Origin of the sequence: Streptomyces griseorubiginosus (genome assembly GCF_036345115.1) — a bacterium.
GTDB lineage: Bacteria > Actinomycetota > Actinomycetes > Streptomycetales > Streptomycetaceae > Streptomyces > Streptomyces griseorubiginosus_C.
In genome coordinates this window covers 3,026,310-3,051,492 of the sequence record NZ_CP107766.1, presented here as the reverse complement: position 1 = coordinate 3,051,492, position 25,183 = coordinate 3,026,310, and the positions used below count along the sequence as shown (strand labels likewise).

The following is a 25,183-nucleotide window of genomic DNA, read 5'->3' as shown; positions in this document are numbered from 1 at the left end:
CAAGGTGCAACTAGACACCCAACTCCTGCGCCAGCACGGCCGCTTGTACCCGGCTGCGCAGCTCCAGCTTCCCCAGCAGACGGCTGACGTGCGTCTTCACCGTCGCCTCCGCCATGTCGAGCCGGACCGCGATCTCCGCGTTGGACAGGCCCTCGCCCAGGCAGGAGAGCACCTCGCGTTCCCGGCGGGTCAGGGTGTCCAGGACGCCGGGATCGGCGGTCGGCTGCCGCGTGGGCCCGGCGGCGAACTCGGCGATCAGACGCCGGGTGACGGCGGGCGCGATCAGACCCTCCCCGCGCGCCACGGTCCGCACCGCTTCCAGCAGCTCCCTCGCCTCGGTGTTCTTCAGCAGGAAACCGGCCGCGCCCGCCCGCAGCGCCCCGAACACGTACTCGTCGAGGTCGAAGGTGGTCAGCACGAGGACGTCGGCGAGGTGATCCTCGACGACCTTCCGGGTGGCCGACACCCCGTCCAGCCGCGGCATCTGCACGTCCATCAGCACCAGGTCGGGTCGCAGCTCCCGGGCCAGCGCCACCGCCTGCTCACCGTCCGCCGCCTCACCGACCACCTCGATGTCCGGGGCGCTGCGCAGGATGAGGACGAGTCCGGCGCGGACGGCGGACTGGTCCTCGGCGACGAGGACGCGGATCATGCGGATTCTCCTTCCGAGAGGGGGAGCGTGGCGTGTACGGCCCACAGCGCGCCCTGCGGTCCGGCCCGGAAGGTGCCGCCGAGCAGCGCGGCCCGCTCCCGCATCCCGGTCAGCCCGGCGCCGGAGCCGGGGGCCCGGGGGCCGTCCCGATGGCCGTAGGGGCTGGTGACCCGCACGTCGAGGAGGCCGTCCCGGCGGGCGAAGGCGACCGTCACCCGTCCGGGGCAGGCGTGCTTGAGCGCGTTGGTCAGCGACTCCTGGACGATCCGGTACGCGGCGAGTTCGACCGGCGCGGGGACCTTGCCGTGGTCGTCGCCATCGAGACACACGTCCAGGCCGTTGGCGCGGGCGCCGTCGACCAGGGCCGCGAGACCGTCGAGGGTGGGCGCGGCGGCGGGCTCGGTGTCGCCGCCGGCGTCGCGCAGGATGCCGATCAGCCGGCGCATCTCGGCGAGGCCCGCCACGCTGTTCTCCCGGATGACGGACAGGGCCTGCCGCGAGGTGGCCGGTTCGTCGATCGAGAGGGCGGCCGTGGAGTGGATGGCGATCGCCGACAGGTGGTTGGCGACCATGTCGTGCAACTCCCGTGCCATCCGCGCCCGTTCCGCGGTGACCGCCTGGGCGCGGTCCATCTCGGCCAGCAGCGCGGTCTGTTCGGCACGCAGCCGGGCGGCCTCGGCGGCGTCCCGGTGGTTGCGCACGATCCAGCCGGTGGAGGCGGGCGCGTACGCCACGACCCCGACGACCACCCCGATCAGCAGCGCCTCCGGCTCCCGCCACACCGCGAACGGCACCAGCGTCCCGGCCGCCGTCAGCAGCCCGGTGATCCACTGGATACGGCGGGCCGAGGCGAGCGGGCCGTACAGCACGGCCGCGTAGATCACGTCGGTGAACATCAGGAGGGTGGCCAGGTTGCCCTGGGTCACGACGTCCGCGCAGACCGCGACCGTGGCCGTCAGCAGGGCCGTACGAGGGGCCGACCGGCGCAGCAGCTCGCAGCCCGACATCACCACGAGCGGCGGCAGCACCGGCCAGGGGCCGTCGAAGAGGGTGATCGGGTCGGAGGACGGCCGGGTGGTCAGGCCGATGGCCACCAGCAGCAGGCCGCCGAGCAGCCCGCCGACCGCGATGTACACGTCGAAGCGGTGCGGGCGGGGGAGGGCCATGACCCCATCCAACACGCTGTCCGCGCCCCGCGCCTGATCCCCGGGGACGGTCCTGGACTGCATCTTTCGATGTACCGCGGTCTCGTCACCGCCGACGACGAAAGGGACCGGGAGCTCCGTGAGCCTGGAAGGGTGAGCGAAGGGAGCGTGTCGTGGTCGTCGGACTGATCATCGCCTGCGAGGTGGCCTTCTGGGTGCTGCTCGCGGCCGGACTGGCCTTCCGCTACGGGCTGCGGATGCCGCGCACCGGGCTGGCCCTGCTGCTGTGCGAGCCGCTGCTGGAGCTGGTGCTGTTCACGGTCACGGCGATCGACTTGAAGAACGGCGCCGAGCCAGACTGGAAGCACGGCCTGGCAGCCGTCTACATCGGCTTCACCGTGGGCCTCGGCCATTCGACGATCAAGTGGGCGGACGCCCGGGTCGCCCACCGGTTCGCGGGCGGCCCGCCGCCGGTGAAGCCGCCGAAGTACGGCACGGCCCGCGCCGTCCACGAGTGGAAGGTCGCGGGCCGCTGGATCCTGGCCGCGGTGGTCGCCGTGGTCCTGCTCCAGGCCGCGGTCTGGTACGTGGGCGACGGGCAGACCGACTCGCTGCGCGCCTGGCAGCAGCGGATGCTGTGGCTGATCGGCATCAACGTGCTGATCGCCGGGAGCTACACGCTGTTCCCCAAGCGCGAGCGCTAACGCTCCCCGCCCGGCACCCACAGCACGTCCCCGACGTCCTTGTTCGCCGTGCGCGCCAGGATGAACAGCAGGTCGGACAGCCGGTTGAGGTAGGTCGCCGTGAGCGGGTTCATGTCGTCGCCGTGGACCTCCAGCGCGGCCCACGTCGAGCGCTCGGCACGCCGTACGACCGTGCAGGCCTGGTGGAGCAGGGCCGCGCCCGGGGTGCCGCCGGGGAGGATGAAGGAGCGGAGCTTCTCCAGCCGCTCGTTGAAGCGGTCGCAGTCCGCCTCCAGCTTGTCGACGTAGAACTGCTCGACCCGCAGGGGCGGGAACTCCGGGTTCTCGACGACGGGTGTGGACAGGTCGGCCCCGACGTCGAACAGGTCGTTCTGGACGCGGGTGAGGACCTTGACGACCTCCTCCTCCAGGCCGCCCAGGGCGATCGCCGTGCCGATCACCGCGTTCGCCTCGTTGGCGTCCGCGTACGCGGAGATCCGCAGATCGGTCTTGGCGACCCGGCTCATGTCACCGAGGGCGGTGGTGCCCCGGTCGCCGGTCCTGGTGTAGATGCGCGTCAGATTGACCATGAGGCCAGCGTAGTTACGCCCCGGCCGTCCGGAACACGCGTGTGCCCACCGTCACGGCGACCACCGCGAAACCGACGGCGACCAGGACGCCGTACAGCATGTGATCGGTCGTGTACGCGCCGACATACGCGTCCCGCATGGCGTCCACCAGATAGCGGAACGGCATGAAGTGCGAGAGGACGTCCAGCCAGGCCGGGCCCAGGGTCATCGGCAGCATCAGGCCGGACAGCAGCATGGAGGGCATCGACACCGCGTTGACCAGCGGGCCGAACTCCTGGGGCGTGCGGACCTTCATCGCCAGCGCGTACGACAGGGAGGCCAGCGAGACGGTCAGCAGGGCGACGAACCCGAAGCCGATCAGGATCCCGGCCAGCGGCGCCCTGAGCCCCATCGCCAAAGCGGCCAGCACCAGCAGCACCGCCTGGAAGACGAAGACGGTGGTCTCGCGCAGCACCCTGCCCAGCAGCAGGGCCAGCCGGCTGACCGGGGTGACCCGCATCCGCTCCACCACGCCCTGGCCGTTCTCCAGGATGATCATGAAGCCCGCGAACAGCGCCCCGAACAAACCCAGTTGGAGCAGCAGCCCCGGTACCAGGACCTGCCAGGAACTGCCCCTTCCGCCCAGCGGGAGACCGGTGAGCAGCGGTCCGAAGAACACCAGGTACAGCAGCGGCATCAGCACGCCGAACAGCAGCGCGAAGCGGGAGCGCAGCGACTGGCGCAGGTAACGGCCGTAGACGATCGCGGTGTCGTGAAGAAGCATGGCTGTCCTATACGGCTACGGGGGCGGCGTCGGCCGGGGAGGGACCGCGGCCGGTGATCGCGAGGAAGGTGTCCTGGAGCGGGGCGTCGATCGAGCCGCCGTACTGGAGCTTCAGGGCGCTCGGGGTGCCCTCGGCCACGACCACGCCGTGATCGACGATCACCAGGCGGTCGGAGAGGGCGTCGGCCTCGTCGAGGTAGTGCGTGGTCAGGAAGACGGTCGTGCCGTACTCGTCGCGCAGCCGGCGGACCAGGTCCCACAGGGCGGCGCGGCTCGCGGGGTCCAGCCCGGTCGTCGGCTCGTCGAGGAACAGCACCTTCGGGCGGTGCGTGAGCGCCATCGCGATGTCGAGGCGGCGGCGCTGACCGCCGGAGAGCGTGCCGCACCTGCGGTCGAGCAGGCAGGTGAGGTCCAGGTCCCGGGCCAACTCCGCGGCGCGGGCCCGGGCCTGGTCCTTGGTCAGGCGGTACAGGCGCCCCTGGGTGACCAGCTCCTCCCGCACGGAGATCTGCGGATCCACCCCGCCCGACTGGGCCACGTACCCGCACACCCGGCGCACCCCCGCGGCGTCGGTCGCGAGGTCGTGCCCGGCGACGGTGGCCGAGCCGCCGGTGGGGGCCAGGAGGGTGGTGAGCATCCGGAGGGTGGTGGTCTTCCCGGCTCCGTTCGGCCCGAGGAGGCCGAGGATCTCGCCGTCGTGGACGGTGAGGTCGATGCCGCGGACGGCTTCGACGGGGCCGTGCTTGGTCTGGAAGGTGCGGGCCAGTCCGGCCGCGCTGATGACTGCTGGCATGGAGCCAGAAAAACAGAGTACCTGAAATTTTGCAATGACCCCAAAATTCAAGTGAGCCCAGAACGGCTACGATGCGGCCATGGCAGAGGGGCTCAGGGAGCGGAAGAAGCGGCAGACCCGGCAGTACATCTCGGACGTCGCCACCGGGCTGTTCGTCGAGCGGGGCTTCGACGCCGTGACCGTCGCCGAGATCGCCGATGCGGCCGACGTCTCCGTCAACACGGTCTACAACTACTTCCCGGCCAAGGAGGACCTCTTCTTCGACCGCTCCGCCGGGGTGGTCGACCGGCTCGCCCGGTGGGTGGGCGGTCGGCGCAAGGGGGAGTCGGCCGCCGCCGCGGTGCTGCGCGAGCTGCGCGAGGAGGTCGAGGCGGTCTCCCCCAGGGTCGGGCTGATGTCCGGATATGCCGCCTTCATGCGGGTCATCGAGGACGCGCCCGCGCTGCGTTCCCGGCTGTGGGCGATCGGCCAGGAGGTCGAGGCGAACCTGGAGGCGGCGCTGCGGGAGGAGACCGGTGCCCCGGCCGACGATCCGATGCCCGGTCTGATCGCCGGTCAGATCGGCTGGGTCCACAGCACCGTCATGGCGGTCATCGGCCGTGAGATGGTCAAGGGGCGCGAACCGGACGAAGTATCACGAGAGACACTCGCGCTTCTCGACGACCTGGAGGAGTTGTTGAGCGATAAGGTGCTCAACTACGCCGTGCGAGACCACTAGTGACGCCTGCCGGTGTGATGTCCGTCAGATGAGACGTGACGCGCATTACTTACCGGTCACACAGCCCTTCCCGAGCGCTAGTGTCCGCCGCAGAGGCAACGTAAACAGGGCGTAAGGCGTTTCAAAGGGGAGTCGCAACAGTGGCACGGAAGCTTGCCGTCATCGGCGCCGGCTTGATGGGTTCCGGCATTGCCCAGGTCTCTGCCCAGGCGGGCTGGGACGTGGTGCTGCGGGACGTGACCGACGAGGCGCTGAAGCGCGGTACCGACGGCATCAAGGCTTCGTACGACAAGTTCGTGAGCAAGGGCAAGCTGGAGGCGCACGACGCCGACGCCGCCCTCGCCCGGATCACCGCGACCACCGATCTGGACGCGGCCGCCGACGCCGACATCGTCGTCGAGGCCGTGTTCGAGAAGCTGGAGGTCAAGCACGAGATCTTCCGCGCGCTCGACAAGATCGTGCGCCCGGACGCCGTGCTCGCCTCCAACACCTCCGCGATCCCGATCACCAAGATCGCGGCGGCCACCGAGCGCCCGGAACGGGTCGTCGGCGTGCACTTCTTCTCGCCGGTGCCGATGATGCAGCTCGTCGAGCTGGTCCGCGGCTACAAGACGAGCGACGAAACCCTCGCCACCGCGCGGGAGTTCGCCGAGTCGGTCGGCAAGACCTGCATCGTCGTCAACCGGGACGTGGCGGGGTTCGTGACCACCCGTCTCATCTCCGCCCTCGTCGTCGAGGCGACCAAGCTCTACGAGTCGGGCGTCGCGACCGCCGAGGACATCGACCTGGCCTGCAAGCTGGGCTTCGGCCACGCGATGGGCCCGCTGGCGACGGCGGACCTGACCGGCGTCGACATCCTGCTGCACGCCACCGGCAACATCTACACCGAGTCCCAGGACGAGAAGTTCGCCCCGCCGGAGCTGATGCGCCGGATGGTGGACGCCGGTGACATCGGACGCAAGAGCGGGCAGGGCTTCTACAGCTACTGAGGCCACCCCGGTCGCCGAGGCACTGCCTGAACGACCACTGAAACCGCACAAGCCCCTCTGGTTTCACACCTCAGGGTGAATTCGGTATCGGTTCGCTTACGGACGGCAACCTCTGGCCGCTCAACGCAGTCAGAGGTGTCATCACTGGACATCACATTCGTGGAGTACTACACGCACTCACGGGGAGCGCATATGTACATCAGGGGCGACCACGCCGAGCTGGTCGTCGGGGGCCGCCTCGACGTCCGCAGCGCGGCGGACGCCCGTACGGTCCTGCACTCGGCCGTCGACGACGGAGCCGGCGACCTGGTGCTCGACCTGTCCGAGCTGGATTCCTGGGACGCCACCGGCCTCGGGGTGATCATGGGGGCGCACCGCAGGGCCGGCCGCTGCGGCCGCCGCCTGGTGCTGCGCGACGTACCGCCGCAGATGCAGCGCCTCCTGGTCGCCACCCGACTGCACCGGATCCTGGCCATCGAGGGCGGCATCGGCGTGGAGTCGCTGCCCCGGGTCTGACCGGTCCCGTGGCGAAACGCCTGGCACGCGTGGCGAAACGCATCTCCCGCCCAATCCTCACGAGACTGTGACGTCTCGGACGGCGCGGTACCCCGGGCTGTCGTAGATACTGTGCGAAGGTTTAGGGTTCGGTCGCCCGCTGCCTGCATCCCTTCCAGCGGGCCCGGACCAGAAGCGACAGCGCTGTGTGCTGCCGGCCGGGAGGGGCCACTGACGGCACACGAGACGCTTTTGGGGGGCTTGAACCTATGGACCCGAACAACCGGGGACCCGAGGAGTACGGCCATGACGGTGACGGCGGTTCGCCGCGTCAGCGGCCTCCCAGGGACTCCCTCACACCCGACTTCGGCCAGCACTCACCGGCGCTCGCCCGCACCGTGCAGCTCGTCGCCGGTGACTTCCTGCTCACCGTCAACCCCGTCGACGGCAGCGAGATAGAAGCCTGCCCGCCCGGCGAGCGTCCCGGTCGGCCCGAGAAGTTCGGCGCCGCCGAACGCGCCGAGGTGGACCGCGCGGCCCGCCCGCCCGTCCCACCGGGACCCACCCGCACCACACTGCCGCTGCCGGCCCGCCAGGACGAGCGCGAACAACTCGTCCGGCTGCTCGCCCGCGGCCGCTCGGTCCGGCTGACCGGCCCCGCCGGCTCCGGCCGCACCAGCCTCCTCGACGTCGTCGCCGAGGACTGCTCGGACCTCGCCCCCGACGGCGTGATCCGCCTCACCGGCTTCCACCGCACGGCCGGCGAGCTGCTGTACGACCTCTACTACGCCGTCTACGACTCGCCCCTGCACCGCCCCGACCAGGACGAGCTGCTCTCCTGCGTCCGCGAGATCGGCGCGGTCGTCGTCCTCGACGACATCGAGTTCGGCGGAGCCGCGCTCGACGAACTCCTCGACGCCACGCCCGAGTGCGCCTTCGTGATCGGCGCCACGCCCGACGTGCCCGCGCCCTCCGCCGACTCCGCCGTCGAGGAGGTCGTCCTCAGCGGCCTCGAGCGCGCGGACGGCGTGGAGCTGCTGGAGCGTTGCGTCGGCCGGGTGCTGACGGAGGAGGAGTCGAACTGGGCGGGCGACCTCTGGTTCGAGTCCGAGGGCCTGCCGCTGCGCTTCGTCCAGGCCGGCGCCCTGCTGCGGCAGCGCGACCGGCAGCGGGCCGGCGCCGGAGCCGTCGACGAGTTCGGCGTCTTCGCGGACATGGCCGTGCTCGACACCCCGCTGACCTCCGAGGGCGACGAGGACATCCCGCTGCCCGCGCTGGGCGACGCCGCCGCGCCCGCCCCGCTGCTCGCCTCCCGGCTCAGCGAGTCCGCGCGCACCACCCTGCGGTTCGCCGTCGCCCTCGGCGGCGAGGTGCCCCACCAGGCCCACCTGCCCGCCCTGGTCGGCGACACCCACGCGGACGCCGCCCTCGGCGAGCTCGCCGACTCCGGCCTGGTCTCCCCGGTCGGCTCCCGCTACCGGCTCGCCGCCGGGGTCCTCACCCAGCTGGAGGCCGCCGGATACGGCGACGACATCGAGGACCGCGCCCGCACCGCCGCCCAGCACTACGCCTGGTGGGCCGGCCATCCCTCGGTCACCCCGGAGCGGGTCTGCGCCGAGGCGGACGCCCTGCTCGCCGCCCTCACCGTCCTGGTCCCGGCGACCACCGCGCCCCTCGAGGGCGAGGAGACGACCACCGTGCAGCTGGCCCGCACCGCGGCGCCCGCGTTCGCCGCCGGCGGTCACTGGGGTGCCTGGGAGCGGGCCCTGCGCTCCGGCGCGGAGGCCTCCCGGCTCGCCGGTGAGGTGTCCGAACAGGCCTATTTCCACCACGAACTCGGCATCCTCGCGCTGTGCGGCGGACAGCTCGACCGGGCCCGCGCCGAACTGGAGGCCTCCATCGGCCTGCGCGGCGCCCTCGCCGACAAGCGCGGCACCGTCGCGGGCCGGCGCGCCCTCGCCCTGGTCTCCGACCGGGACGGGACCACACCCGCGCCCGGCCTGGTGGGTCTCGGCGCGATGGCGGGCGAGGAGGTGCCCGACGCGCGCCACGACGAGTCGGCCTCACCGCCCGGGGGAGTGCCCGCGGCCTTCCCGCAGCTCCAGCCGCCCGCCGACTCCCAGACGATCGTCGTCCACCGCACCCCCGGCACGCCGGCGCCCTCGCGCAAGGCCCGGGGCGGTCTCAAGGGCCTCGCCAAGCGCAACCTCGTCGCGGCCGGCGCGGGCGCGCTGCTGGTCGCCGTCCTCGGCACGGTCGTGACCCTGGGCGCCACCTCCGACAACGACCCGAACGCCCCGTCCAACCAGGTCGGCGTCAACCCGTCGGCCAGCGTCGGCATCGACGACGGCAACCTCGGCGCGGACGTCCCGAAGAACGACGACGGCAAGGGCGACACCGGTACGGCGACGTCCCGGCCGACGGATCCGGGTCCTGACGGCACGTACGGGACTTCGGACGATCCGACGCCGACGGGTGGGGCGACGCCTTCGGACAAGCCGAGCGGGACGAAGCCGGGGAGCACGCCCAGTTCGACGCGGCCCACGTCACCGAGGCCGTCCAGCCCGTCGGGCAGGCCGACCTCGCCCACCGGTACGCCCAGCTCCGGTACACCGTCGACGACGCCGTCCGGCCCGACCAGCACGCCGACGACAACGCCCACCCCGACCCCGACCGACACCACCCCGAGCAACTCCACCTCGGCCAGTGGTCCCGCCTCCACCGCCCCGGTGGAGACGAGCAGTTCGGCCGCCGCCCCCGAGAGCAGCACCGTGAGCTCGCCCAGCGGGTCGGTCATCTAGGAACACGCGTACAAGAGGGCCGGGTCCGTGACGGACGGACCCGGCCCTCGTCGTCGTAGCAGAAACCGTCGTAGAAGAAACCGCCGTAGATGAAGACGCGCTGTCAGAACAGCCGCAGCTTGTCGTCCTCGATGCCGCGCAGCGCGTCGTAGTCCATGACGTGGCAGCCGATGCCGCGGTCGGTGGCGAGGACGCGGGCCTGGGGCTTGATCTCCTGGGCGGCGAAGATGCCGCGGACCGGCGCGAGATGCGGGTCGCGGTTCAACAGCTCGAGGTAGCGGGTGAGTTGCTCGACGCCGTCGATCTCGCCGCGCCGCTTGATCTCCACCGCGACGGTCTGTCCCTCGGCGTCCCGGCACAGGATGTCGACCGGGCCGATGGCCGTCATGTACTCGCGGCGGATCAGGGTGTAGCCGTCGCCGAGCGTTTCGATGCGGTCGGCGAGCAGTTCCTGAAGGTGTGCTTCCACGCCGTCCTTGATCAGGCCCGGATCGACGCCGAGTTCGTGCGAGGAGTCGTGGAGGACCTCCTCCATCGTGATGATGAGCTTCTCGCCCGCCTTGTTGATGACGGTCCAGACGCCCTCCTCGTCGCCGGTTCCCTCCTTCAGCGTGCAGGGCGGCGACATCCAGTTCAGAGGCTTGTAGGCGCGGTCATCTGCGTGGATGGAGACGCTGCCGTCGGCCTTCACCAGGATCAGACGGGGGGCCGAGGGCAGGTGGGCGGTGAGCCGGCCCGCGTAGTCGACGGAACACCGGGCAATGACGAGACGCATGGTCGGCAACGCTACTCGACGGGCGCATGTCCACGCGATTCGGCCCGTAAGGCTGTGGAGAAACCCTGTTCACTTGTGGCCGATTGTGGGCCTGTTGGGAGTGCCCTTTGTTCGCATTCTCCTGGTGCCGCCACCGGCCGTTGCCTACCGTAGTAAACGGGAGGTCGCGAGGCATGTACTGAGAGTGTCCGGCAGCGCGAACTCCCTTTATCTGTCCGGCAACCCCTGAGGAATCAGGGGTGCGAGAGGAGAACCCATGTCGCTCGACGTCTCACCGGCCCTACTCGAGAAGGCCGAGCGAGGCGAGGTCGACGAAGCCGAATTCGTCGACTGCGTCCGGACCTCCCTGCCCTACGCATGGGAGATGATCAGCTCCCTGGTGGCCCAGCTGAAGGTGGACGGCGGCAACTTCGCCGACAACCAGACGCCCCCGCCGGACGAGCAGGCACGCGGTCAGCTGCTGCGTGCGCTTGCGAGTGACGCGATACGCGGCGCGCTGCAGCGGCACTTCGGTGTGCGGCTGGCATTCCAGAACTGCCACCGGGTGGCGGTGTTCCCGTTGGACTCCTCTGTCGACGAGACGCTGAGCCGCTTCACCTCGGTGCGCAGCCAGCTGCTGAACCAGTCCCCGGAGTTCCGGGACTGCTGACGTCAAGCGCCTGCTTGCCGCTCCGTACGCGGGAGGTGCATCAGTACCGGGGCGGCAAGCTCCCGCCGGACAGGGTTGTCCTTTCAGGTCAGGTGCGGCAGTACTTCCGCACCGAGCCGTCGTACGTTCTCCTCCGTGGCCGCAAGGTCTCCCGAGCCCTCGACGAGCAGGGCGAAGCGGGAGATTCCGGTCCGCTCGCTGGTCGCCGCGAGACGGTCGGCGCACAGCCGCGGGGTGCCCACCGGGTGCAGTCCGCAGAGCAGTTCGGTGTAGGCCACCGGATCGCGCATCTGCCGTGCGCGGCCGTCGACCGTGACATGGGCGCCGAGCCCCTGCCTGAGCCAGCCCGGCATCGCCTTCACCAGCGCCTCCACCGCGTCCGTACGCCGGTCCGCGATCTGGCAGACACCGGCCGAGACATGGGGCGCGTCCAGGACCTTCTGCGGCGCGTGTCCGGCCGCGCGCGCCTGCCTGCGCCACAGGGCGACCATCTCCGCCTTCTCCTCGTCCCCGACATGCATCCCGAGCAGCATCGGCAGCCCGCGCTCGGCGGCCAGCCGGACACTCGCCGGGGAGGTGCAGGCGACGATCACCTCGGGGCCGTCCGCTTCCGTGAGCGACTCCGACGGCCGCGGCACGACGGGCACTTCGCGGAACCGGAAGCGCTCGCCGTCCGCACCCACGGCAGGTTCGCGCAGCCAGCGCACCAGCAGATCGAGTGATTCCGGGAACCCCTTCTCGTACGCCTCGAGACCCGAGCCGAACACCTCCAGATCGACCCAGGGCCCACCGCGCCCGACGCCCAGCGAGAAGCGCCCGCCGCTCGTCATGTGCAGCAGCGCGGCCTGCTCGCCCAGGGCCACCGGATGGACCGTGGGCAGCACGCTCACCGCGGTGCCGACGCGGATACGGCGGGTGCGGCCCAGCAGCAACGCGGCCAGGGTGATCGCGGACGGGCAGGTGCCGTACGGCACGAAGTGGTGCTCCGCCAGCCAGACCGCGTCGAGTCCGGCCTCCTCCGCGAGCTCGGCCGAGCGGACCGCGCGGTGCAGCGCCTCCCCCTGGCCCTGCCCCGGGAACTGGGCCGCCAACACGAATGTTCCTACGTGCATGTGCTTTTCCTGCTTCCTTGGCTCCGACACGGAGCTCCCCCACCCGGCATAACCGTCTGACACGTGCCGAGGACACGGCCTGGCGGAGAGATTTGCCGATTGTCTGCAGAATGGGTGCCCCCGAGGGGGACTTGTGGGGGTTGGTGCCCTACGCGTACCCCGTCGCGCGCCGCGTAGGCTGGACGCGGTTCCTGCTTCCTGTATAGCCCCGTGAGGTGTCCTGTGTCCCCGCGTCGCAACCGACCCAGGGGTTCCGGTTCGTCGGACCCGTCCGGCCGTGGCGCCGAGGACGACCGGTCCGGCCGCTACGGCGGCTTCCAGTCCTCCACGCACTGGCAGGGCGAGGACTGGAACGTCCGGCATGTGGCGGGAGCGAGCGCCCAGGGCAAGACGTACCGCTGCCCGGGCTGCGACCAGATGATCCCGGACGGTGTCCCGCACGTGGTGGCCTGGCCGGACCACTCGGGCGTCGACGAGCGCAGACACTGGCACAAGGCCTGCTGGAACGCGCGGGACCGCCGCACCACGCGGGTGCAGCGGTCCCGTAACGTGCCGAAGTTCTGAGGGTCTACACGTCCCGCTTCTCCAGCAGGGCGTAGGCGCCGGCGAACGCGACGGCCGTCACGCCCACGATGATCCACAGCGGGTCCCAGCCCGAAGGGCCGGAATCGGTGAGGGAGTTGGAGTAGAAGACGCTGAGCTGGTTCGGGATGGAGTACTCGAACAGCGCCTGGCGCACGCCCTCCAGGGACTGCGCGAGCATGAACAGCGCGATCACCAGCGGAGCCAGCACCAGACCGATCATGATGGTGATCGCGCCCGCCGAGTGCCGGATGATCGAGCCGATGATCAGCGAGAGCAGGCCGAGCAGCGCGATGTAGAGGGAGATGCCGAGGCTGCCCTTCAGCCACTCCTGCCCGGTGGGGGTGCGGGTGTCCAGCAGCGCCACGTCGATCAGGGCGACGACCACGACCGAGGCCAGGGTGGTCACGAAGGCGACCGCGAAGAACACGATCGACTTCGCCGCGAGGACGCGGCCGCGGGAGGGGCAGGCGACCATCGTCGTGCGGATCATGCCGGTGCCGTACTCCGAGGCCGTGGTCAGCACGCCGAGCGTGATGATGCACATGTTGGCCAGCAGGAGCCCGAAGAAGCCGAACGACAGCGGGTTCTCGTCCCGCAGGCTCTCCTGGGACGAGTTGGCGGCGAGCAGCGCGGCGACCGCGAGGCCGATCCCGACGTTGAGCACGACGAACACGCCCAGCGTCCAGATCGTCGACCGCACGGAACGGATCTTCGTCCACTCGGAGGCGATCGCGTGCCCGAGGTGCGTCCGTACGACGGGGATCGGCGAGGTGTAGCCGGTGTACGCCGGTCCACCCGCGGCCTGCCAGTTCGGCACGGCGGGCTGGGCCTGCGGCATCGAAGGCTGCGGGGTACTCATCGGGCGTCCTTGGGCTCGGTCGGGGCGGGTCCCTGCGGGGCAGGAGCGGAACCCTGCGGGGCGGAGGGGGCGGTCTGCGCGGCGGCGGCCGGGACAGCGGGGGCGGGCGCCTGCGGGGCCTGCTGGGGCGCCGTGGCCGGAGCCTGGCCCTGCGGGTGGCCCACCGGAGGGGCGGGCTGCGCGGCGGCGGGCTGCGCAGGGCCACCGGGGGCGGAGACAGCACCGGCGGGCGCGGGCGGGGCCGCCTGCGGGGCCGGAGCCTGCGGGTGGCTCGCCGAAGGAGCCGTCTGCGGTGTCGGTACGGCGGCCGGGGGCTGGGGTGCCGCGGGGGCCGGCTGGGCGTACGGGTTGGGGGTGCCGGGGCCGCCGTAGGGTGTCGGCTGGGCCTGCGGGCCCCCGAACGGCTGACCGCCCTGCTGGGGCGGCGGCGGGGCGTACCAGCCCGGCTGGCCCTGGCCGGGGACCGGCATCGGCGGCTGGGCGCCCGGCGGGAGGGGCTGCATGAGGCCCGCCTTCTGGTCGATCGTGGAGCGGTAGTCCACCGCGCCCTGCGTCATCCGCATGTACGCCTCCTCCAGCGAGGCCTGGTGCGGCGACAGCTCCCACAGTCGTACGTCCGACTCGTGCGCGATGTCGCTGATGCGGGGGAGCGCCAGCCCCGTCACCCGCAGCGCCCCGTCCTGCTCCGGCAGCACGTGCCCGCCCGCCTCGGTGATCGCCGCCGACAGCTTCTCCCGCAGCTGCGGCTCGCTGTCCGGCGTGCGCACCCGCGCGAAGCCCGCGGAGTTCGCGGCGATGAAGTCCTGCACGCTCATGTCGGCGAGCAGCTGCCCGCGCCCGATCACGATGAGGTGGTCGGCGGTCAGCGCCATCTCGCTCATCAGATGGGAGGAGACGAAGACCGTACGGCCCTCCGCCGCCAGCGCCTTCATCAGGTTGCGCACCCACAGGATGCCCTCGGGGTCGAGCCCGTTGACCGGCTCGTCGAAGAGCAGCACCTGCGGATCGCCGAGCAGCGCGGCCGCGATCCCGAGCCGCTGCCCCATGCCGAGCGAGAAACCCTTGGAGCGCTTCCTGGCCACGTCCTGGAGACCGACCACACCCAGCACCTCGTCCACCCGGCGGGCCGGGATCCCGGACAGCTGGGCCAGGCACAGCAGATGGTTACGGGCCGCCCGTCCGCCGTGCACGGCCTTCGCGTCGAGCAGCGCACCGACCTGCCGGGCCGCGTTGGGCAGCCTGCGGTACGGGTAGCCGCCGATCGTCACCTGACCGGACGTGGGGTTGTCCAGTCCCAGGATCATCCGCATGGTCGTCGACTTGCCCGAGCCGTTGGGGCCCAGGAAGCCGGTGACGGCACCGGGACGCACCTGGAAGGAAAGGTTGTACACAGCGGTCTTGTCGCCGTAGCGCTTGGTCAGGCCGACTGCCTCGATCATGCTCCGCACCCATCGCAAGGTTCAGGACAGCGGGGCGCACGCCCCCCGTAAGGGTTAGGAGCTTATCCGGGCGCTGACGGTTCCGCTCAAATGAAAGCAAAGGCTCCTGGCGTCACGCGTCCCGCTTCTTCAACAGGACATACGCCCCGATCAGGGCGGCCGCCACCCACAGCGCCATGATCCCGAGCCCGCCCCACGGGCCGTAGGGGGTGTCGTCGTCGATCGGGGTGACCACCTGCATGATCTTGCTGCCGGCCTGGTCGGGCAGGAACCGGCCGATCTTCTTCGTCGCCGAGACATTGCCGAGAATGTTGGAGATCAGGAAGAAGAACGGCATCAGGATGCCCAGCGACAGCATCGGGGAGCGCAGCATCGCGGCGACGCCCATCGAGAACATTGCGATCAGGGTCATGTAGAGGCCGCCGCCGATGACCGCGCGCAACACCCCGGTGTCACCGATCTCCGCCTTGTGCGAGCCGAGCATCGCCTGCCCGAGGAAGAAGGTGACGAAGCTGGTGACGAGACCCACGACGAGGCAGAGCGCGGTCGCCACCGCGATCTTGCCGGCCAGGAAGGTGCCGCGCTGCGGTACCGCGGCCAGCGAGGTGCGGATCATGCCGGTGCTGTACTCGTTCGACACGACGAGCACCCCGAACACGATCATCGCGAGCTGACCGAGGCTCATCCCGGCGAAGCTGATGAAGGTGGGGTCGAAGGAGAGCTGGTCCTTGCGGCTCATGTTGTCGAACTCGTTCTTCGACAGGGCCGAGATCAGGATGCCGAGCCCGATGGTGACGACCACGGCGAGGGACAGCGTCCACACCGTGGACGCCACCGACCGGATCTTGGTCCACTCGGAGCGGATGACCTGGGTCGCCGCCATGGTCACTTCCCCTTCCAGTCGGCGCCCCAGGGCTGCTGTGCGGGCGGTGCGGCGGCGGGAGTGCCGTCGTGCGCGTGGTACTCGACCGACTCCGCGGTCAGCTGCATGAACGCCTCCTCCAGAGAGGCCTGTTGGGGGCTGAGCTCGTGCAGCGTGATCTGGTGCTGGGCGGCCAGCTCGCCGATGTACTCGGACTTGCTGCCGTCCACCTCCAGCGTGCCGTTGCCGCTCTCCACCACGGTGACCCCGGCCGCGTGCAGCACGTCGAGCAGCCGCTCGCGCTGCGGGGTGCGGATCCGGACGTACGACCGCGAGTTCTGCGCGATGAAGTCGGCCATGGAGGTGTCGGCGAGGAGCCGGCCCTGACCGATCACCACGAGGTGGTCGGCGGTCAGCGCCATCTCGCTCATCAGGTGACTCGACACGAACACCGTCCGGCCCTGCGCGGCCAGCGACTTCATCAGATTGCGGATCCAGTGGATGCCCTCGGGGTCGAGCCCGTTGACCGGCTCGTCGAACATCAGGATCCGCGGGTCCCCGAGCAGCGCGCCCGCGATACCGAGCCGCTGGCCCATGCCGAGCGAGAACCCCTTGGCCTTCTTCTTCGCCACCGCCGTCAGACCGACCGTGTCCAGCACCTCGTGGACCCGCTTGGCCGGGATGCCGTTGCTCTGCGCGAGGCACAGCAGGTGGTTGTAGGCGCTGCGCCCGCCGTGCATGGCCTTGGCGTCCAGCAGGGCGCCGATGTACGTCAACGGGTCCTTGAGCTGGTCGTAGTGCTTGCCGTCGATCCGGACGTCACCGGCGGTGGGCCGGTCCAGGCCCAACATCATGCGCATGGTGGTCGACTTGCCCGCCCCGTTGGGACCGAGGAAGCCCGTGACGATGCCCGGTCTGACGGTGAAGGTGAGGTTGTTCACCGCCACCTTCTCGCCGTACCGCTTGGTCAGCCCCGCTAGCTCGATCATGCCGACCACGCTAGGGGCGCGCCTCGGCGGATGCCACTCCTATGGGCAAACGGAGACCGACGGAAGCGGTAAGAATCCGGCAACGGGCCCCGGGCACGCCAGAGGCCCGTACCTCCGGGGGAGACGGTACGGGCCCCTGCTGCCGTCAGGCGGTGTTACCGGGACTGCTGGGCCGGAACCCCACGGGAGATCGGCTCGTCGTCGGCCGGGGAACCGGCGGCGGCCACCGCGGCACCGGTCAGCGTGGCGAGCATCTCGCGGACGTTCGTCAGCTGGGCGTTGATCGAGTCGCGACGGTTCGTCAGAGCCGCGAGCTCACGCTCGGATTCCGAACGGATCCGGTCGGCCTTGGCGTTGGCGTCGGCCACGATGTCCTCGGCCTGGCGCTGCGCGGTCTCCACCGTCTGGCGGGCGCGGCGCTCGGCGTCGGTGCGCAGCTTCTCGGCCTCCAGGCGCAGCTGCTCCGCGCGGTGCTCGATCTCCGCGAGACGCTTCTCCGCCTTCTGCTGACGGGACGCCAGGTCGCGCTCGGACTGCTCCCGGCGCTTGGCGAGGTTCGTCTCGAAGTCGGCGGCGGCCTGCGCGGCCTTGGCGCGGGTCTCCTCGAAGAGGGCGTCCGCCTCCTCACGCTTGGACTGCGCGTCCTTCTGAGCCTCGGAACGCAGCTGAGACGCGTCGCTCTTGGCCTTCTCGACGATCCGGACGCCCTCGTCCTCGGCCTTGGCCTTGCGCTCCGCAGCGAACGATTCTGCGTCGTTGCGGACCTGCTGGGCCGCCGACTCGGCGAGCTCGCGGTGCTGCTCGGCCGCGCGACGGGCCTCCTCGCGCAGATCCTTGGCCTCCTCCTCGGCGAGGCGGAGGATCTTCTCGACACGCGCGCCGAGACCGGCGTACGACGGCTCGGCGTCGGACACCTGGGCCTGGGCGTTCTGCGTCTCGAGGTGGAGCTCCTCGATGCGCTTTTCCAGGGCGGTGATGCGGGAGAGAGCGCTGTCACGGTCGGAGACGAGCTTGGAGATCCGTTCGTCCACCTGAGCGCGGTCGTACCCACGCCGCACAAGCTCGAAGCCGTAGGGGGAAGTGTCGCTCATGGGGTTCCTGTCAAATGAGACCGGTGAGGTGATAGGGGGAATCCTAGGGGCCGAAGCGGTGTGTCATCGAGCGGATACGTGTTTGATCTGGAGAATGACACCCCTTTTGAGTGGCTAACCCCGGGACGGCTTGCCAAAAACTTGGTCAAAGGCCCCAGAAGACGCCGGATCCAACCCGCCGGTCAGCTGTCCGACGGCTTACCCGAACGAGGGGCGCCGACCGCCGCGCCCGCCTTGACGCCACCGTCCTTGCCCCCCGCCGGGGCCTCGAAGGATTCCAACGCCTCCAGGACGTCCTGGACACGGGAGATCTCGGTATTGATGTCCTCACGGCGGCGGACGAGGACCTCGAGCTCGCGCTTGCCCTCCTCGACCGTGCGCCTGGCCTCGCGGATCGCCTCGGCCTTGAGCTCCTCGGCCTCCCGGACCAGCGTGGCCTTCTTCTGCTCGGCCTCCTTGAGGAGCCCCTCGGCCTTCTTGACCGCGGCGATGCGCACCTTGCCGGCCTCCGAATTGGCCTCCGAGACCAGCTCCTTGGCCTTCGCCTGCGCCTTGGCGAGCTGCTCCTCCGCCGCCTTGATGAGCGCGTCGCAGCGGTCGCCGGTCGACTTCATCGTCTCCGCGGCCTCCCGGCGGGCCCGCTCGTGCAGCGCCTCGATCTCACCGGTGATCCGGTCCCGCAGCTCCTCCGCGCGCTCCCTTATGGCGGTCGCGTCCCGGCGGGCACCGACGAGCAGCTCGTCCGCGTCCGTACGGGCCTTCTCCACGCGCGCGTTGCCCTCGACCGTGGCCTCCGACACCAGCCGGTCGGCCTCCTTGCGGGCCGCGCCCACCATGGTGTCGGCCTGCGCCTCCGCCTCGGCGGTGGTCTTGAGGGCCTGCTGCTGCGCCTCGGTGAGTAGCTTGTCCGCCTCGGCGGTGGTCTCCGTGATGAGCGTGTCGACCTGCTCGGCCACGTCCTGGCGGCGCTTGTTGGCCTCCTTGCGGACCTCGTCGAGGGTCCGGTCGGCCTCCTCGCGCGCGGAGTTGACGAGTTCCTCGGCGGCGGCCGCCGCCTCCGCCCGGACCCGCTCGGCCTCGCTGCGGATCCGCTCCGCGTGCTGCTGGGCCTGCCCGACGGTGTCCGCGGCCTCGGCGCGCAGCCGCTCCGCGTCCCCGGTCGCCTCCCCGATCAACTGCTCGGCCTGGGCGAGCGCCTCGACCCGTACCCGCTCCGCCTCCGCGACCGTCTCCGTGCGCAGCCGGTCGGTGTCGGTGAGGGTCTCCTCGGTGAGCCGCTCCGCCTCGCTGCGCGCCTCGTTGATGAGGGCGTCGGCCTGCGTCGCCGCGTCCGAGCGGATGCGGTTGGCGTCCTCGCGGGCGTCCGCCCGGGTGCGGGCGGCGTCCTGGTCGGCCTGGGCGATGGTGTCGGAGGCCTCGGTGCGCACCCGCTGGGCGTGCTCGGAGGCGTCCGACCGCAGCCGCTCCGCCTCCGCGATCGCCTCCGAGACGGTGCGCTCGGCAAGGGACTTGGCGGCGTCCGTCTCCTCGGCCGCCTCGCGCCGGATCCGGGCCGCGTCCTCACTGGCCCGCTCCCGCTCGGAGTAGGCGTCCGAGCGGACCCGGTCGGCCTCCTCCTGCGCCTCGCGCCGGGTGCGGTCGGCCGCGTGCTCGGCGGCGGAGCGCAGCCCGGTGATCTCCTCCTGCGCCTGCTCGTGCAGCCCGGCGACCGAGTCGCGGACCTGCTGGGCGTGCTGCTCGGCGGCCGACACCATCTCGCCGGCCCGCCGGTCCGCCTCCTCGACCAGCCGTACGGCCTCGGCCTGGGCCTCCTCGACGCGGTTGCGCGCGGAGGCGAGGAGCTCCTCGCTCTGCTCGCGGGCCCGCTCGCGCTCCTGGTCGGCCTCCTGGCGGGCCGAGCCGAGGTACTCCTCGGCCTCGCGGCGGCGCCGGTCGGCCTCCTCCTGGGCGGCGGCCAGCGTCTCGGACGCCTCGGTGGCGAGCCGCTCGGCGGCGGCCCGCGCCTCCGCCCGGACCCGGTCCGCGGTGTCCTGCGCCTCGGTCTTGAGCCGCTCCGCCTCCGCGGCGGCCTCGGAACGCAGCCGTACGGCGACGGCCTCGCCCTCGGCGCGGGAGGCGGACGCGTCGGACGCGGCCTCGGTGCGCACCCGGTCGGCCTCGGCCTCGGCCTGCTGCTGGAGGGTACGGATGCGCTCGGCGGCCTCGGAGCGCAGCCGGTCGGTCTCCTCGGCGGCCTCGCGGCGGATCCGGGAGGCCTCCTCACGGGCCTCGGTGAGCGCCTGCTCGGCGGCGGCGAGGCGCTCCTCGGCCTCGGTGTGCAGCCGGGTCAGTTCCTCAGCGGCCTCGGCACGGCGTGCCTCTATGGCCCGCTCGGTCTCCTCGCGCAGCTCGCTCGCGGTCCGCTCGGCGGCGGCCGTGATCTCCTCGGCCAGTTCGACGGCCTCGGCGCGCTGCCGCTCGGCCTCGTTGCGGGTGCGCTCCAGGGTCTCCTCGGCCTGCCGGCGCAGCGTGGTGGCGCGCTCGATGGCCTCGGTGCGGACCTTCTCGCTGTCCGCGGTCGCGCTCTGGCGCAGCTCGTCGGCGTCCGCCTTGGCCTTGGAGAGCAGCTCCTCGGCGGTCTTGGCGGCCTCCTCGATCTGCTGGACGGCCTCCTTGCGGGCCTCCGCGCGGATCTTCTCGCCCTCGGCGACCGCGTCCGCGCGCAGCTGCTCGGCCTCGCCGCGCAGCCGGCGGGCCTCCTCCTGGAGCTCGACCGTCTTGGCCCGGTACTCCTTGGTGTCGTCCTTCGCGGAGCCCTTGAGCTGCTCGGCGATGTCGTGCGCCTCGGCGCGCAGCCGGTCCGCCTCGGTCTCCGCCTCCCGACGGATCCGCTCGGCCTCCTCGGCGGCGGCCTTGGTGGTCCGCTGCGCGTCCTCCTGCGCCTTGTTGAGGACGTCCTCGGCGGTCTTGGCCGCCTTCGACAGCTGGGTCGCGCTCTCCTCGGCGGTGAGCGTACGGGCCTTCTCGGCGGCCTCGGTGACGATCTTCTCGGCCTCGGCGCGGGCGTCGGCGACGATCTGCTCGGCGGCCGCCTTGGTGGCCTCGGCCTCCTCACTGGCCTCGGTGACCAGCCGGGCGACCTGCTCCTTGGCCGTACGGGTGCGCTGCTCGTTGGCCGACTCCGCGCTCGCGAGCGCCTTCTCGGCGGCCGACTTCGCCTCGCTGAGCACCTTCTCGGCCTCGGCCTGCGCCTTGCGCAGCGCCTCCTCGGCCTCCGCCATCCGCTGTTCGGCGGCCCGGCTCAGCTCGGTGGCCTGGCGGCGGGCGGAGTCCGACTCGGTCGCCGTCGAGGTGCGCAGCTGCTCGGCGTGGTCGGTGGCCTCCTGGGCCTGGGTGGAGGCGGTCTCCAGGAGCCGCTCGGCGTCCGCGCGGGCCCGCCGCAGCAGCTGCTCGGCCTCCGCGCGGGCCGCCTCGGCCTCGCTCTGCAACCGCTGCCGGGCCTCGGTGGTGACCCGCTCGGCCTCGGCGCGGGCGGCCGCCATGGCCTGCTCGGCCTCCGCGCGGGACTCCTCCAGGAGCCGGCGGGCCTGGGACTCGCTGCGGGCGCGCAGCTGCTCGGCCCACGCCACGTTCTCGTTGACGTGCGACTCGACGGTCTGCCGGCGCTCCGCCAGCTCCTGGTCGAGCTGCTGGCGGCGGGTGACCGCCTCCTGGTGCAGCTCCGCCTGGAGGCGCGCGGCCTGCTCGGCGTGCTCCTGGAGGATGCGCTGGGTCTGGGCCCGGACCTGGCTCAGCTCGCGCTCGGCGTCCTGGCGCAACTGGTCGGCCTGGATCTGCGCGTTGCGCAGCAACTGCTCGGCCTGGTAGCCGATGTCACCGCCGCCGAATTCGGGCCGGGACATGAGGGTGCGCCGCGCCTCGTGCAACTTGGCGCGCAGCACCTCGACCTGGTAGCCGAGGTCCTCGGCGTGCTGGATCGCCTTTTCCCGCTCGGTCTTCAGCCGGTCCATCTCGGCCTCGAACCGAGAGAGGTGGTCGACGTCAGCCGCCGGCTCTCGCTCCTGGCGTTCGTAGCCCCGCACTGCGCGGTCCCATCCGTCCCCTGGTCGCAAGTCTTTCCGAACGAGCCCTGTCCATCCGCCGAACGGGGCCCCCGGGGAATGGTGTCAGATCAACGGCGGAGCATGGGCTGCCGCCCGCTGCTCGTCCCCCGAAACCCGGACCCCGGCGCGGTTCTGCCGCCATGGGCAGGACCCGGTCGCCCTGACAAGAGCGGCGACCGCCCCCAACCCTACCGGCCCATATGTACGAGGGTCAGTGCTCAGGTGACTCAACAGGCGCCGAAGTGACCAGTTCTGTCAGTACGCCATGGCAATCCTTCGGGTGCAGGAAGGTGATCCGTGACCCCATGGAGCCGCGTCGCGGCTCCTCGTACAGAACGCGTACGCCCTTGTCCTTGATGTCCGCGGCCTCGGCGTCGACGTCCGCCGTACCGAAAGCGATGTGGTGGACACCCTCGCCGTTCTTGTCGAGCCACTTGGCGACGGTGGAGTCCGGGCGCGTGGGCTCGAGAAGCTGCAGGTAGGAGGCGCCCCCGTCGGAGGTCTCGTTGATCTTGAGCATGGCCTCGCGCACGCCCTGCTCCTCGTTGACCTCGGAGTGGAACACCTCGAAGCCGTACGTCGCCCGGTAGAACTCGACGGTCTTGTCGAGGTCGAAGCAGGCGATCCCGATGTGGTCGATTCGCGTCAGCATGTAGTCAGTGCAGCGCTCGCGAAACGGTTACGCAACGTGCGCGCGATCACACCGACGGCCGGGTGACGGCACGGAGTGCCACTCAGTACATTCGAAGTAAACCCTCGTTCACACTCCTCGGCAGTGCAGCCGGAAGGGGATCGCAGCTCATGTCTGGATCGAACAGCACGACCTCGGTGATCGTCGCGGGCGCCCGTACGCCCATGGGACGCCTGCTGGGCTCGCTGAAGTCCTTCTCGGGAGCCGACCTCGGCGGCTTCGCGATCAAGGCCGCCCTCGACCGTGCGGGGATCGGTGGCGACCAGGTGCAGTACGTCATCATGGGCCAGGTCCTCCAGGCCGGCGCGGGCCAGATCCCGGCCCGCCAGGCCGCCGTCAAGGCCGGCATCCCGATGAACGTCCCGGCGCTCACCATCAACAAGGTGTGCCTCTCGGGCCTCGACGCGATCGCGCTGGCCGACCAGCTGATCCGCGCCGGCGAGTTCGACGTGATCGTCGCGGGCGGCCAGGAGTCCATGACCAACGCCCCCCACCTGCTGCCCAAGTCCCGCGAGGGCTTCAAGTACGGCGCGATCGAGATGCTCGACGCGATGGCCTACGACGGCCTGACCGACCCGTGGGAGAACATCCCGATGGGCCAGTCGACGGAGAAGCACAACACCCGTCTCGGCATCCAGCGGCCCGAGCAGGACGAGTTCGCCGCCCTGTCCCACCAGCGGGCCGCCGCCGCGCAGAAGAACGGCATCTTCGAGGCCGAGATCACCCCGGTCGAGATCCCGCAGCGCAAGGGCGAGCCGGTCGTCTTCAGCAAGGACGAGGGCATCCGCGCCGACACCACGGCCGAGTCCCTCGGCAAGCTGCGTCCGGCGTTCACCAAGGACGGCACCATCACCGCCGGCACCTCCTCGCAGATCTCGGACGGCGCCGCGGCTGTCGTCGTGATGAGCAAGGCCAAGGCACAGGAGCTGGGCCTGGAGTGGATCGCCGAGATCGGCGCCCACGGCAATGTGGCGGGCCCGGACAACTCCCTGCAGTCCCAGCCGTCCAACGCGATCCTGCACGCCCTCAAGAAGGAGGGCCTGGAGGTCTCCGACCTCGACCTGATCGAGATCAACGAGGCGTTCGCGGCCGTCGGCGTCCAGTCAATGAAGGACCTCGGCGTGTCCACCGAAAAGGTGAACGTGAACGGTGGCGCGATCGCTCTCGGCCACCCCATCGGCATGTCCGGCGCCCGGCTCGTCCTGCACCTCGCCCTGGAGCTGAAGCGGCGCGGCGGCGGGGTCGGCGCGGCCGCCCTGTGCGGTGGCGGCGGTCAGGGTGACGCGCTGGTCGTGCGGGTACCCAAGGCCTGAGTCCCCTCGGGGTCTCCTTCGGGGACCGGTACGTCTTTCGTGAACGGAGCTGTGATGCAGGACGTCTCCACCCTGGTGGCCCAGGCCAGGGAGGGCCGGCCGCGGGCCGTGGCCCGGCTGATCTCCCTCGTGGAGGGGGCGTCCCCGCAGCTCAGGGAGGTCATGGCGGCGCTGGCCCCGCTCACCGGCAACGCGTACGTGGTCGGCCTGACCGGCTCGCCCGGCGTCGGCAAGTCGACGTCCACCTCGGCGCTGGTCACCGCGTACCGCAAGCAGGACAAGCGGGTCGGCGTCCTGGCCGTCGACCCGTCCTCGCCGTTCTCCGGCGGGGCCCTGCTCGGCGACCGGGTGCGCATGTCGGAGCACGCCTCCGACCCCGGCGTCTACATCCGCTCCATGGCGACCCGGGGCCACCTCGGCGGCCTCGCCCGGTCCGCCCCGCAGGCCATCCGCGTCCTGGACGCGGCCGGCTGCGACGTGATCCTGGTCGAGACGGTGGGCGTGGGCCAGTCCGAGGTGGAGATCGCCTCCCAGGCCGACACCTCGGTCGTCCTGCTGGCCCCGGGCATGGGCGACGGCATCCAGGCCGCCAAGGCCGGAATCCTGGAGATCGGCGACGTCTACGTCGTCAACAAGGCCGACCGCGACGGCGCCGACGCCACCGCCCGCGAACTCAACCACATGCTGGGCCTCGGCGAGTCCCGCAAGCCCGGCGACTGGCGCCCGCCGATCGTCAAGACGGTCGCCGCGCGCGCGGAGGGCGTCGACGAGGTCGTGGAGGCCCTGGAGAAGCACCGCGCGTGGATGGAGGAGCACGGCGTCCTCGCCGAACGCCGGCGCGCCCGCGCCGCCCACGAGGTCGAGGCGATCGCCGTCACCGCCCTGCGCGAACGCATCGGCGACCTCCGCGGCGACCGCCGCCTGGACACCCTCGCGGACCGGATCGTCACCGGCGAACTGGACCCGTACCGCGCGGCGGACGAGCTGGTGGAGGGCCTGACACAGGGCTGAGCCCCTGATACGTTCACCGGCATGTTCCTCTCCTTGGCGTAAGGCGGACACCGAGCCGCGGTCCGAGCACTGGGCTCCCGCGGCTCCTCGGTGTCC

At 71.3% G+C, this 25,183-nt stretch carries 23 protein-coding genes; 9 read left to right on the top strand and 14 right to left on the bottom strand.

The genetic code is table 11. The annotated features are described in order from the left end of the window. Positions 1-10: 10 nt before the first annotated feature. Together OHN19_RS13505 and OHN19_RS13500 are read right to left on the bottom strand one after the other, a co-directional pair. Entirely contained in the window at positions 11-652 is a 642-nt protein-coding gene (locus OHN19_RS13505) for a response regulator transcription factor (RefSeq protein ID WP_330264435.1), read from the bottom strand. After that, positions 649-1,818: a sensor histidine kinase gene (locus tag OHN19_RS13500; RefSeq protein WP_330264434.1), complete on the bottom strand. Its 1,170-nt coding sequence runs from the start codon at positions 1,816-1,818 to the stop codon at positions 649-651. Before OHN19_RS13500 ends, OHN19_RS13505 begins: the two co-directional genes overlap by 4 nt. A gap of 152 nt (positions 1,819-1,970) precedes the next feature. Between OHN19_RS13500 and OHN19_RS13495 the strand changes: the two genes are divergently transcribed. Beyond that, positions 1,971-2,501, top strand: coding sequence for a hypothetical protein (locus OHN19_RS13495; RefSeq protein ID WP_330264433.1), 531 nt, complete (start codon positions 1,971-1,973; stop codon positions 2,499-2,501). Here OHN19_RS13495 and OHN19_RS13490 read toward each other — a convergent pair. Genes OHN19_RS13490 through OHN19_RS13480 form a run of 3 tightly spaced genes read right to left on the bottom strand, consistent with a single transcriptional unit; the run spans position 2,498 to position 4,626 of the window. Beyond that, the gene (locus OHN19_RS13490) at positions 2,498-3,070 is read right to left on the bottom strand and encodes a cob(I)yrinic acid a,c-diamide adenosyltransferase (RefSeq protein ID WP_330264432.1); all 573 of its coding nucleotides are present in this window, start codon (positions 3,068-3,070) and stop codon (positions 2,498-2,500) included. The genes OHN19_RS13495 and OHN19_RS13490 overlap by 4 nt on opposite strands. Before the next feature lie 13 nt (positions 3,071-3,083). Continuing rightward, positions 3,084-3,833, bottom strand: a complete 750-nt coding sequence (locus OHN19_RS13485) for an ABC transporter permease (protein ID WP_330264431.1) — start codon at positions 3,831-3,833, stop codon at positions 3,084-3,086. A gap of 7 nt (positions 3,834-3,840) precedes the next feature. Continuing rightward, on the bottom strand, positions 3,841-4,626 hold the full coding sequence (locus tag OHN19_RS13480; RefSeq protein WP_330264430.1) for an ABC transporter ATP-binding protein: 786 nt from the start codon (positions 4,624-4,626) through the stop codon (positions 3,841-3,843). Positions 4,627-4,705: 79 nt separating this feature from the next. On the opposite strand from OHN19_RS13480, the gene OHN19_RS13475 reads away from it, so the two are divergent. The 4 genes from OHN19_RS13475 to OHN19_RS13460 all read left to right on the top strand — a co-directional run bounded on the left by OHN19_RS13475 (position 4,706) and on the right by OHN19_RS13460 (position 9,629). Next, the gene (locus OHN19_RS13475; RefSeq protein WP_330264429.1) at positions 4,706-5,344 is read left to right on the top strand and encodes a TetR/AcrR family transcriptional regulator; all 639 of its coding nucleotides are present in this window, start codon (positions 4,706-4,708) and stop codon (positions 5,342-5,344) included. Positions 5,345-5,484: 140 nt separating this feature from the next. After that, a complete protein-coding gene (locus tag OHN19_RS13470) occupies positions 5,485-6,333 on the top strand; it encodes a 3-hydroxyacyl-CoA dehydrogenase family protein (protein ID WP_123763095.1) in 849 nt (282 codons plus the stop codon). Between the two features lie 192 nt (positions 6,334-6,525). Next, complete coding sequence (locus OHN19_RS13465; RefSeq protein ID WP_020136551.1) at positions 6,526-6,849, top strand: STAS domain-containing protein; 324 nt, start codon at positions 6,526-6,528, stop codon at positions 6,847-6,849. 248 nt (positions 6,850-7,097) lie between these two features. Next, positions 7,098-9,629, top strand: a complete 2,532-nt coding sequence (locus OHN19_RS13460) for an ATP-binding protein (RefSeq protein ID WP_330264428.1) — start codon at positions 7,098-7,100, stop codon at positions 9,627-9,629. Positions 9,630-9,732: 103 nt separating this feature from the next. Here OHN19_RS13460 and nucS read toward each other — a convergent pair whose 3' ends face one another. Next, positions 9,733-10,404, bottom strand: a complete 672-nt coding sequence (nucS, locus tag OHN19_RS13455) for an endonuclease NucS (protein ID WP_123763097.1) — start codon at positions 10,402-10,404, stop codon at positions 9,733-9,735. Between the two features lie 256 nt (positions 10,405-10,660). On the opposite strand from nucS, the gene OHN19_RS13450 reads away from it, so the two are divergent. Then, positions 10,661-11,053 (top strand): SCO5389 family protein, encoded by a 393-nt coding sequence (locus OHN19_RS13450; protein ID WP_123763098.1) that lies wholly within the window; start codon positions 10,661-10,663, stop codon positions 11,051-11,053. Positions 11,054-11,136: 83 nt separating this feature from the next. Here the strand turns inward: OHN19_RS13450 and OHN19_RS13445 are convergent, their stop codons facing one another. After that, the gene (locus OHN19_RS13445) at positions 11,137-12,165 is read right to left on the bottom strand and encodes an LLM class flavin-dependent oxidoreductase (RefSeq protein WP_330264427.1); all 1,029 of its coding nucleotides are present in this window, start codon (positions 12,163-12,165) and stop codon (positions 11,137-11,139) included. A gap of 222 nt (positions 12,166-12,387) precedes the next feature. On the opposite strand from OHN19_RS13445, the gene OHN19_RS13440 reads away from it, so the two are divergent. Beyond that, on the top strand, positions 12,388-12,729 hold the full coding sequence (locus OHN19_RS13440) for an ATP/GTP-binding protein (protein ID WP_330264426.1): 342 nt from the start codon (positions 12,388-12,390) through the stop codon (positions 12,727-12,729). A gap of 4 nt (positions 12,730-12,733) precedes the next feature. Here the strand turns inward: OHN19_RS13440 and OHN19_RS13435 are convergent, their stop codons facing one another. The 7 genes from OHN19_RS13435 to mce all read right to left on the bottom strand — a co-directional run bounded on the left by OHN19_RS13435 (position 12,734) and on the right by mce (position 22,724). Beyond that, positions 12,734-13,609 (bottom strand): ABC transporter permease subunit, encoded by an 876-nt coding sequence (locus OHN19_RS13435; protein WP_330264425.1) that lies wholly within the window; start codon positions 13,607-13,609, stop codon positions 12,734-12,736. Continuing rightward, complete coding sequence (locus tag OHN19_RS13430; protein ID WP_330264424.1) at positions 13,606-15,048, bottom strand: ABC transporter ATP-binding protein; 1,443 nt, start codon at positions 15,046-15,048, stop codon at positions 13,606-13,608. Before OHN19_RS13430 ends, OHN19_RS13435 begins: the two co-directional genes overlap by 4 nt. Positions 15,049-15,160: 112 nt before the next feature. Next, on the bottom strand, positions 15,161-15,931 hold the full coding sequence (locus OHN19_RS13425; protein ID WP_185092992.1) for an ABC transporter permease: 771 nt from the start codon (positions 15,929-15,931) through the stop codon (positions 15,161-15,163). A 2-nt stretch (positions 15,932-15,933) separates the two neighbouring features. Continuing rightward, positions 15,934-16,899, bottom strand: a complete 966-nt coding sequence (locus OHN19_RS13420; protein ID WP_330264423.1) for an ABC transporter ATP-binding protein — start codon at positions 16,897-16,899, stop codon at positions 15,934-15,936. A 155-nt stretch (positions 16,900-17,054) separates the two neighbouring features. Beyond that, the gene (locus OHN19_RS13415; protein ID WP_280849270.1) at positions 17,055-17,990 is read right to left on the bottom strand and encodes a cellulose-binding protein; all 936 of its coding nucleotides are present in this window, start codon (positions 17,988-17,990) and stop codon (positions 17,055-17,057) included. A 182-nt stretch (positions 17,991-18,172) separates the two neighbouring features. Then, complete coding sequence (gene scy / locus OHN19_RS13410) at positions 18,173-22,051, bottom strand: polarized growth protein Scy (RefSeq protein WP_330264422.1); 3,879 nt, start codon at positions 22,049-22,051, stop codon at positions 18,173-18,175. Between the two features lie 232 nt (positions 22,052-22,283). Beyond that, positions 22,284-22,724: a methylmalonyl-CoA epimerase gene (gene mce, locus OHN19_RS13405; RefSeq protein ID WP_020136539.1), complete on the bottom strand. Its 441-nt coding sequence runs from the start codon at positions 22,722-22,724 to the stop codon at positions 22,284-22,286. Positions 22,725-22,873: 149 nt separating this feature from the next. On the opposite strand from mce, the gene OHN19_RS13400 reads away from it, so the two are divergent. Both OHN19_RS13400 and meaB read left to right on the top strand, forming a co-directional pair. Then, positions 22,874-24,076 (top strand): acetyl-CoA C-acetyltransferase, encoded by a 1,203-nt coding sequence (locus tag OHN19_RS13400; protein ID WP_330264421.1) that lies wholly within the window; start codon positions 22,874-22,876, stop codon positions 24,074-24,076. Between the two features lie 54 nt (positions 24,077-24,130). After that, positions 24,131-25,087: a methylmalonyl Co-A mutase-associated GTPase MeaB gene (meaB, locus tag OHN19_RS13395; RefSeq protein WP_330264420.1), complete on the top strand. Its 957-nt coding sequence runs from the start codon at positions 24,131-24,133 to the stop codon at positions 25,085-25,087. Positions 25,088-25,183 lie beyond the last annotated feature (96 nt).

What these genes read in the sequence shown, in the direction of transcription:
- OHN19_RS13505 (WP_330264435.1), bottom strand. Translation starts at nt 652, where the DNA reads ATGATCCGCGTCCTCGTCGCCGAGGACCAGTCCGCCGTCCGCGCCGGA.
- OHN19_RS13500 (WP_330264434.1), bottom strand. Translation starts at nt 1,818, where the DNA reads ATGGCCCTCCCCCGCCCGCACCGCTTCGACGTGTACATCGCGGTCGGC.
- OHN19_RS13490 (WP_330264432.1), bottom strand. Translation starts at nt 3,070, where the DNA reads ATGGTCAATCTGACGCGCATCTACACCAGGACCGGCGACCGGGGCACC.
- OHN19_RS13485 (WP_330264431.1), bottom strand. Translation starts at nt 3,833, where the DNA reads ATGCTTCTTCACGACACCGCGATCGTCTACGGCCGTTACCTGCGCCAG.
- OHN19_RS13480 (WP_330264430.1), bottom strand. Translation starts at nt 4,626, where the DNA reads ATGCCAGCAGTCATCAGCGCGGCCGGACTGGCCCGCACCTTCCAGACC.
- OHN19_RS13475 (WP_330264429.1), top strand. Translation starts at nt 4,706, where the DNA reads ATGGCAGAGGGGCTCAGGGAGCGGAAGAAGCGGCAGACCCGGCAGTAC.
- OHN19_RS13465 (WP_020136551.1), top strand. Translation starts at nt 6,526, where the DNA reads ATGTACATCAGGGGCGACCACGCCGAGCTGGTCGTCGGGGGCCGCCTC.
- OHN19_RS13460 (WP_330264428.1), top strand. Translation starts at nt 7,098, where the DNA reads ATGGACCCGAACAACCGGGGACCCGAGGAGTACGGCCATGACGGTGAC.
- nucS (WP_123763097.1), bottom strand. Translation starts at nt 10,404, where the DNA reads ATGCGTCTCGTCATTGCCCGGTGTTCCGTCGACTACGCGGGCCGGCTC.
- OHN19_RS13450 (WP_123763098.1), top strand. Translation starts at nt 10,661, where the DNA reads ATGTCGCTCGACGTCTCACCGGCCCTACTCGAGAAGGCCGAGCGAGGC.
- OHN19_RS13445 (WP_330264427.1), bottom strand. Translation starts at nt 12,165, where the DNA reads ATGCACGTAGGAACATTCGTGTTGGCGGCCCAGTTCCCGGGGCAGGGC.
- OHN19_RS13435 (WP_330264425.1), bottom strand. Translation starts at nt 13,609, where the DNA reads ATGAGTACCCCGCAGCCTTCGATGCCGCAGGCCCAGCCCGCCGTGCCG.
- OHN19_RS13430 (WP_330264424.1), bottom strand. Translation starts at nt 15,048, where the DNA reads ATGATCGAGGCAGTCGGCCTGACCAAGCGCTACGGCGACAAGACCGCT.
- OHN19_RS13425 (WP_185092992.1), bottom strand. Translation starts at nt 15,931, where the DNA reads ATGGCGGCGACCCAGGTCATCCGCTCCGAGTGGACCAAGATCCGGTCG.
- OHN19_RS13420 (WP_330264423.1), bottom strand. Translation starts at nt 16,899, where the DNA reads ATGATCGAGCTAGCGGGGCTGACCAAGCGGTACGGCGAGAAGGTGGCG.
- OHN19_RS13415 (WP_280849270.1), bottom strand. Translation starts at nt 17,990, where the DNA reads ATGAGCGACACTTCCCCCTACGGCTTCGAGCTTGTGCGGCGTGGGTAC.
- mce (WP_020136539.1), bottom strand. Translation starts at nt 22,724, where the DNA reads ATGCTGACGCGAATCGACCACATCGGGATCGCCTGCTTCGACCTCGAC.
- OHN19_RS13400 (WP_330264421.1), top strand. Translation starts at nt 22,874, where the DNA reads ATGTCTGGATCGAACAGCACGACCTCGGTGATCGTCGCGGGCGCCCGT.
- meaB (WP_330264420.1), top strand. Translation starts at nt 24,131, where the DNA reads ATGCAGGACGTCTCCACCCTGGTGGCCCAGGCCAGGGAGGGCCGGCCG.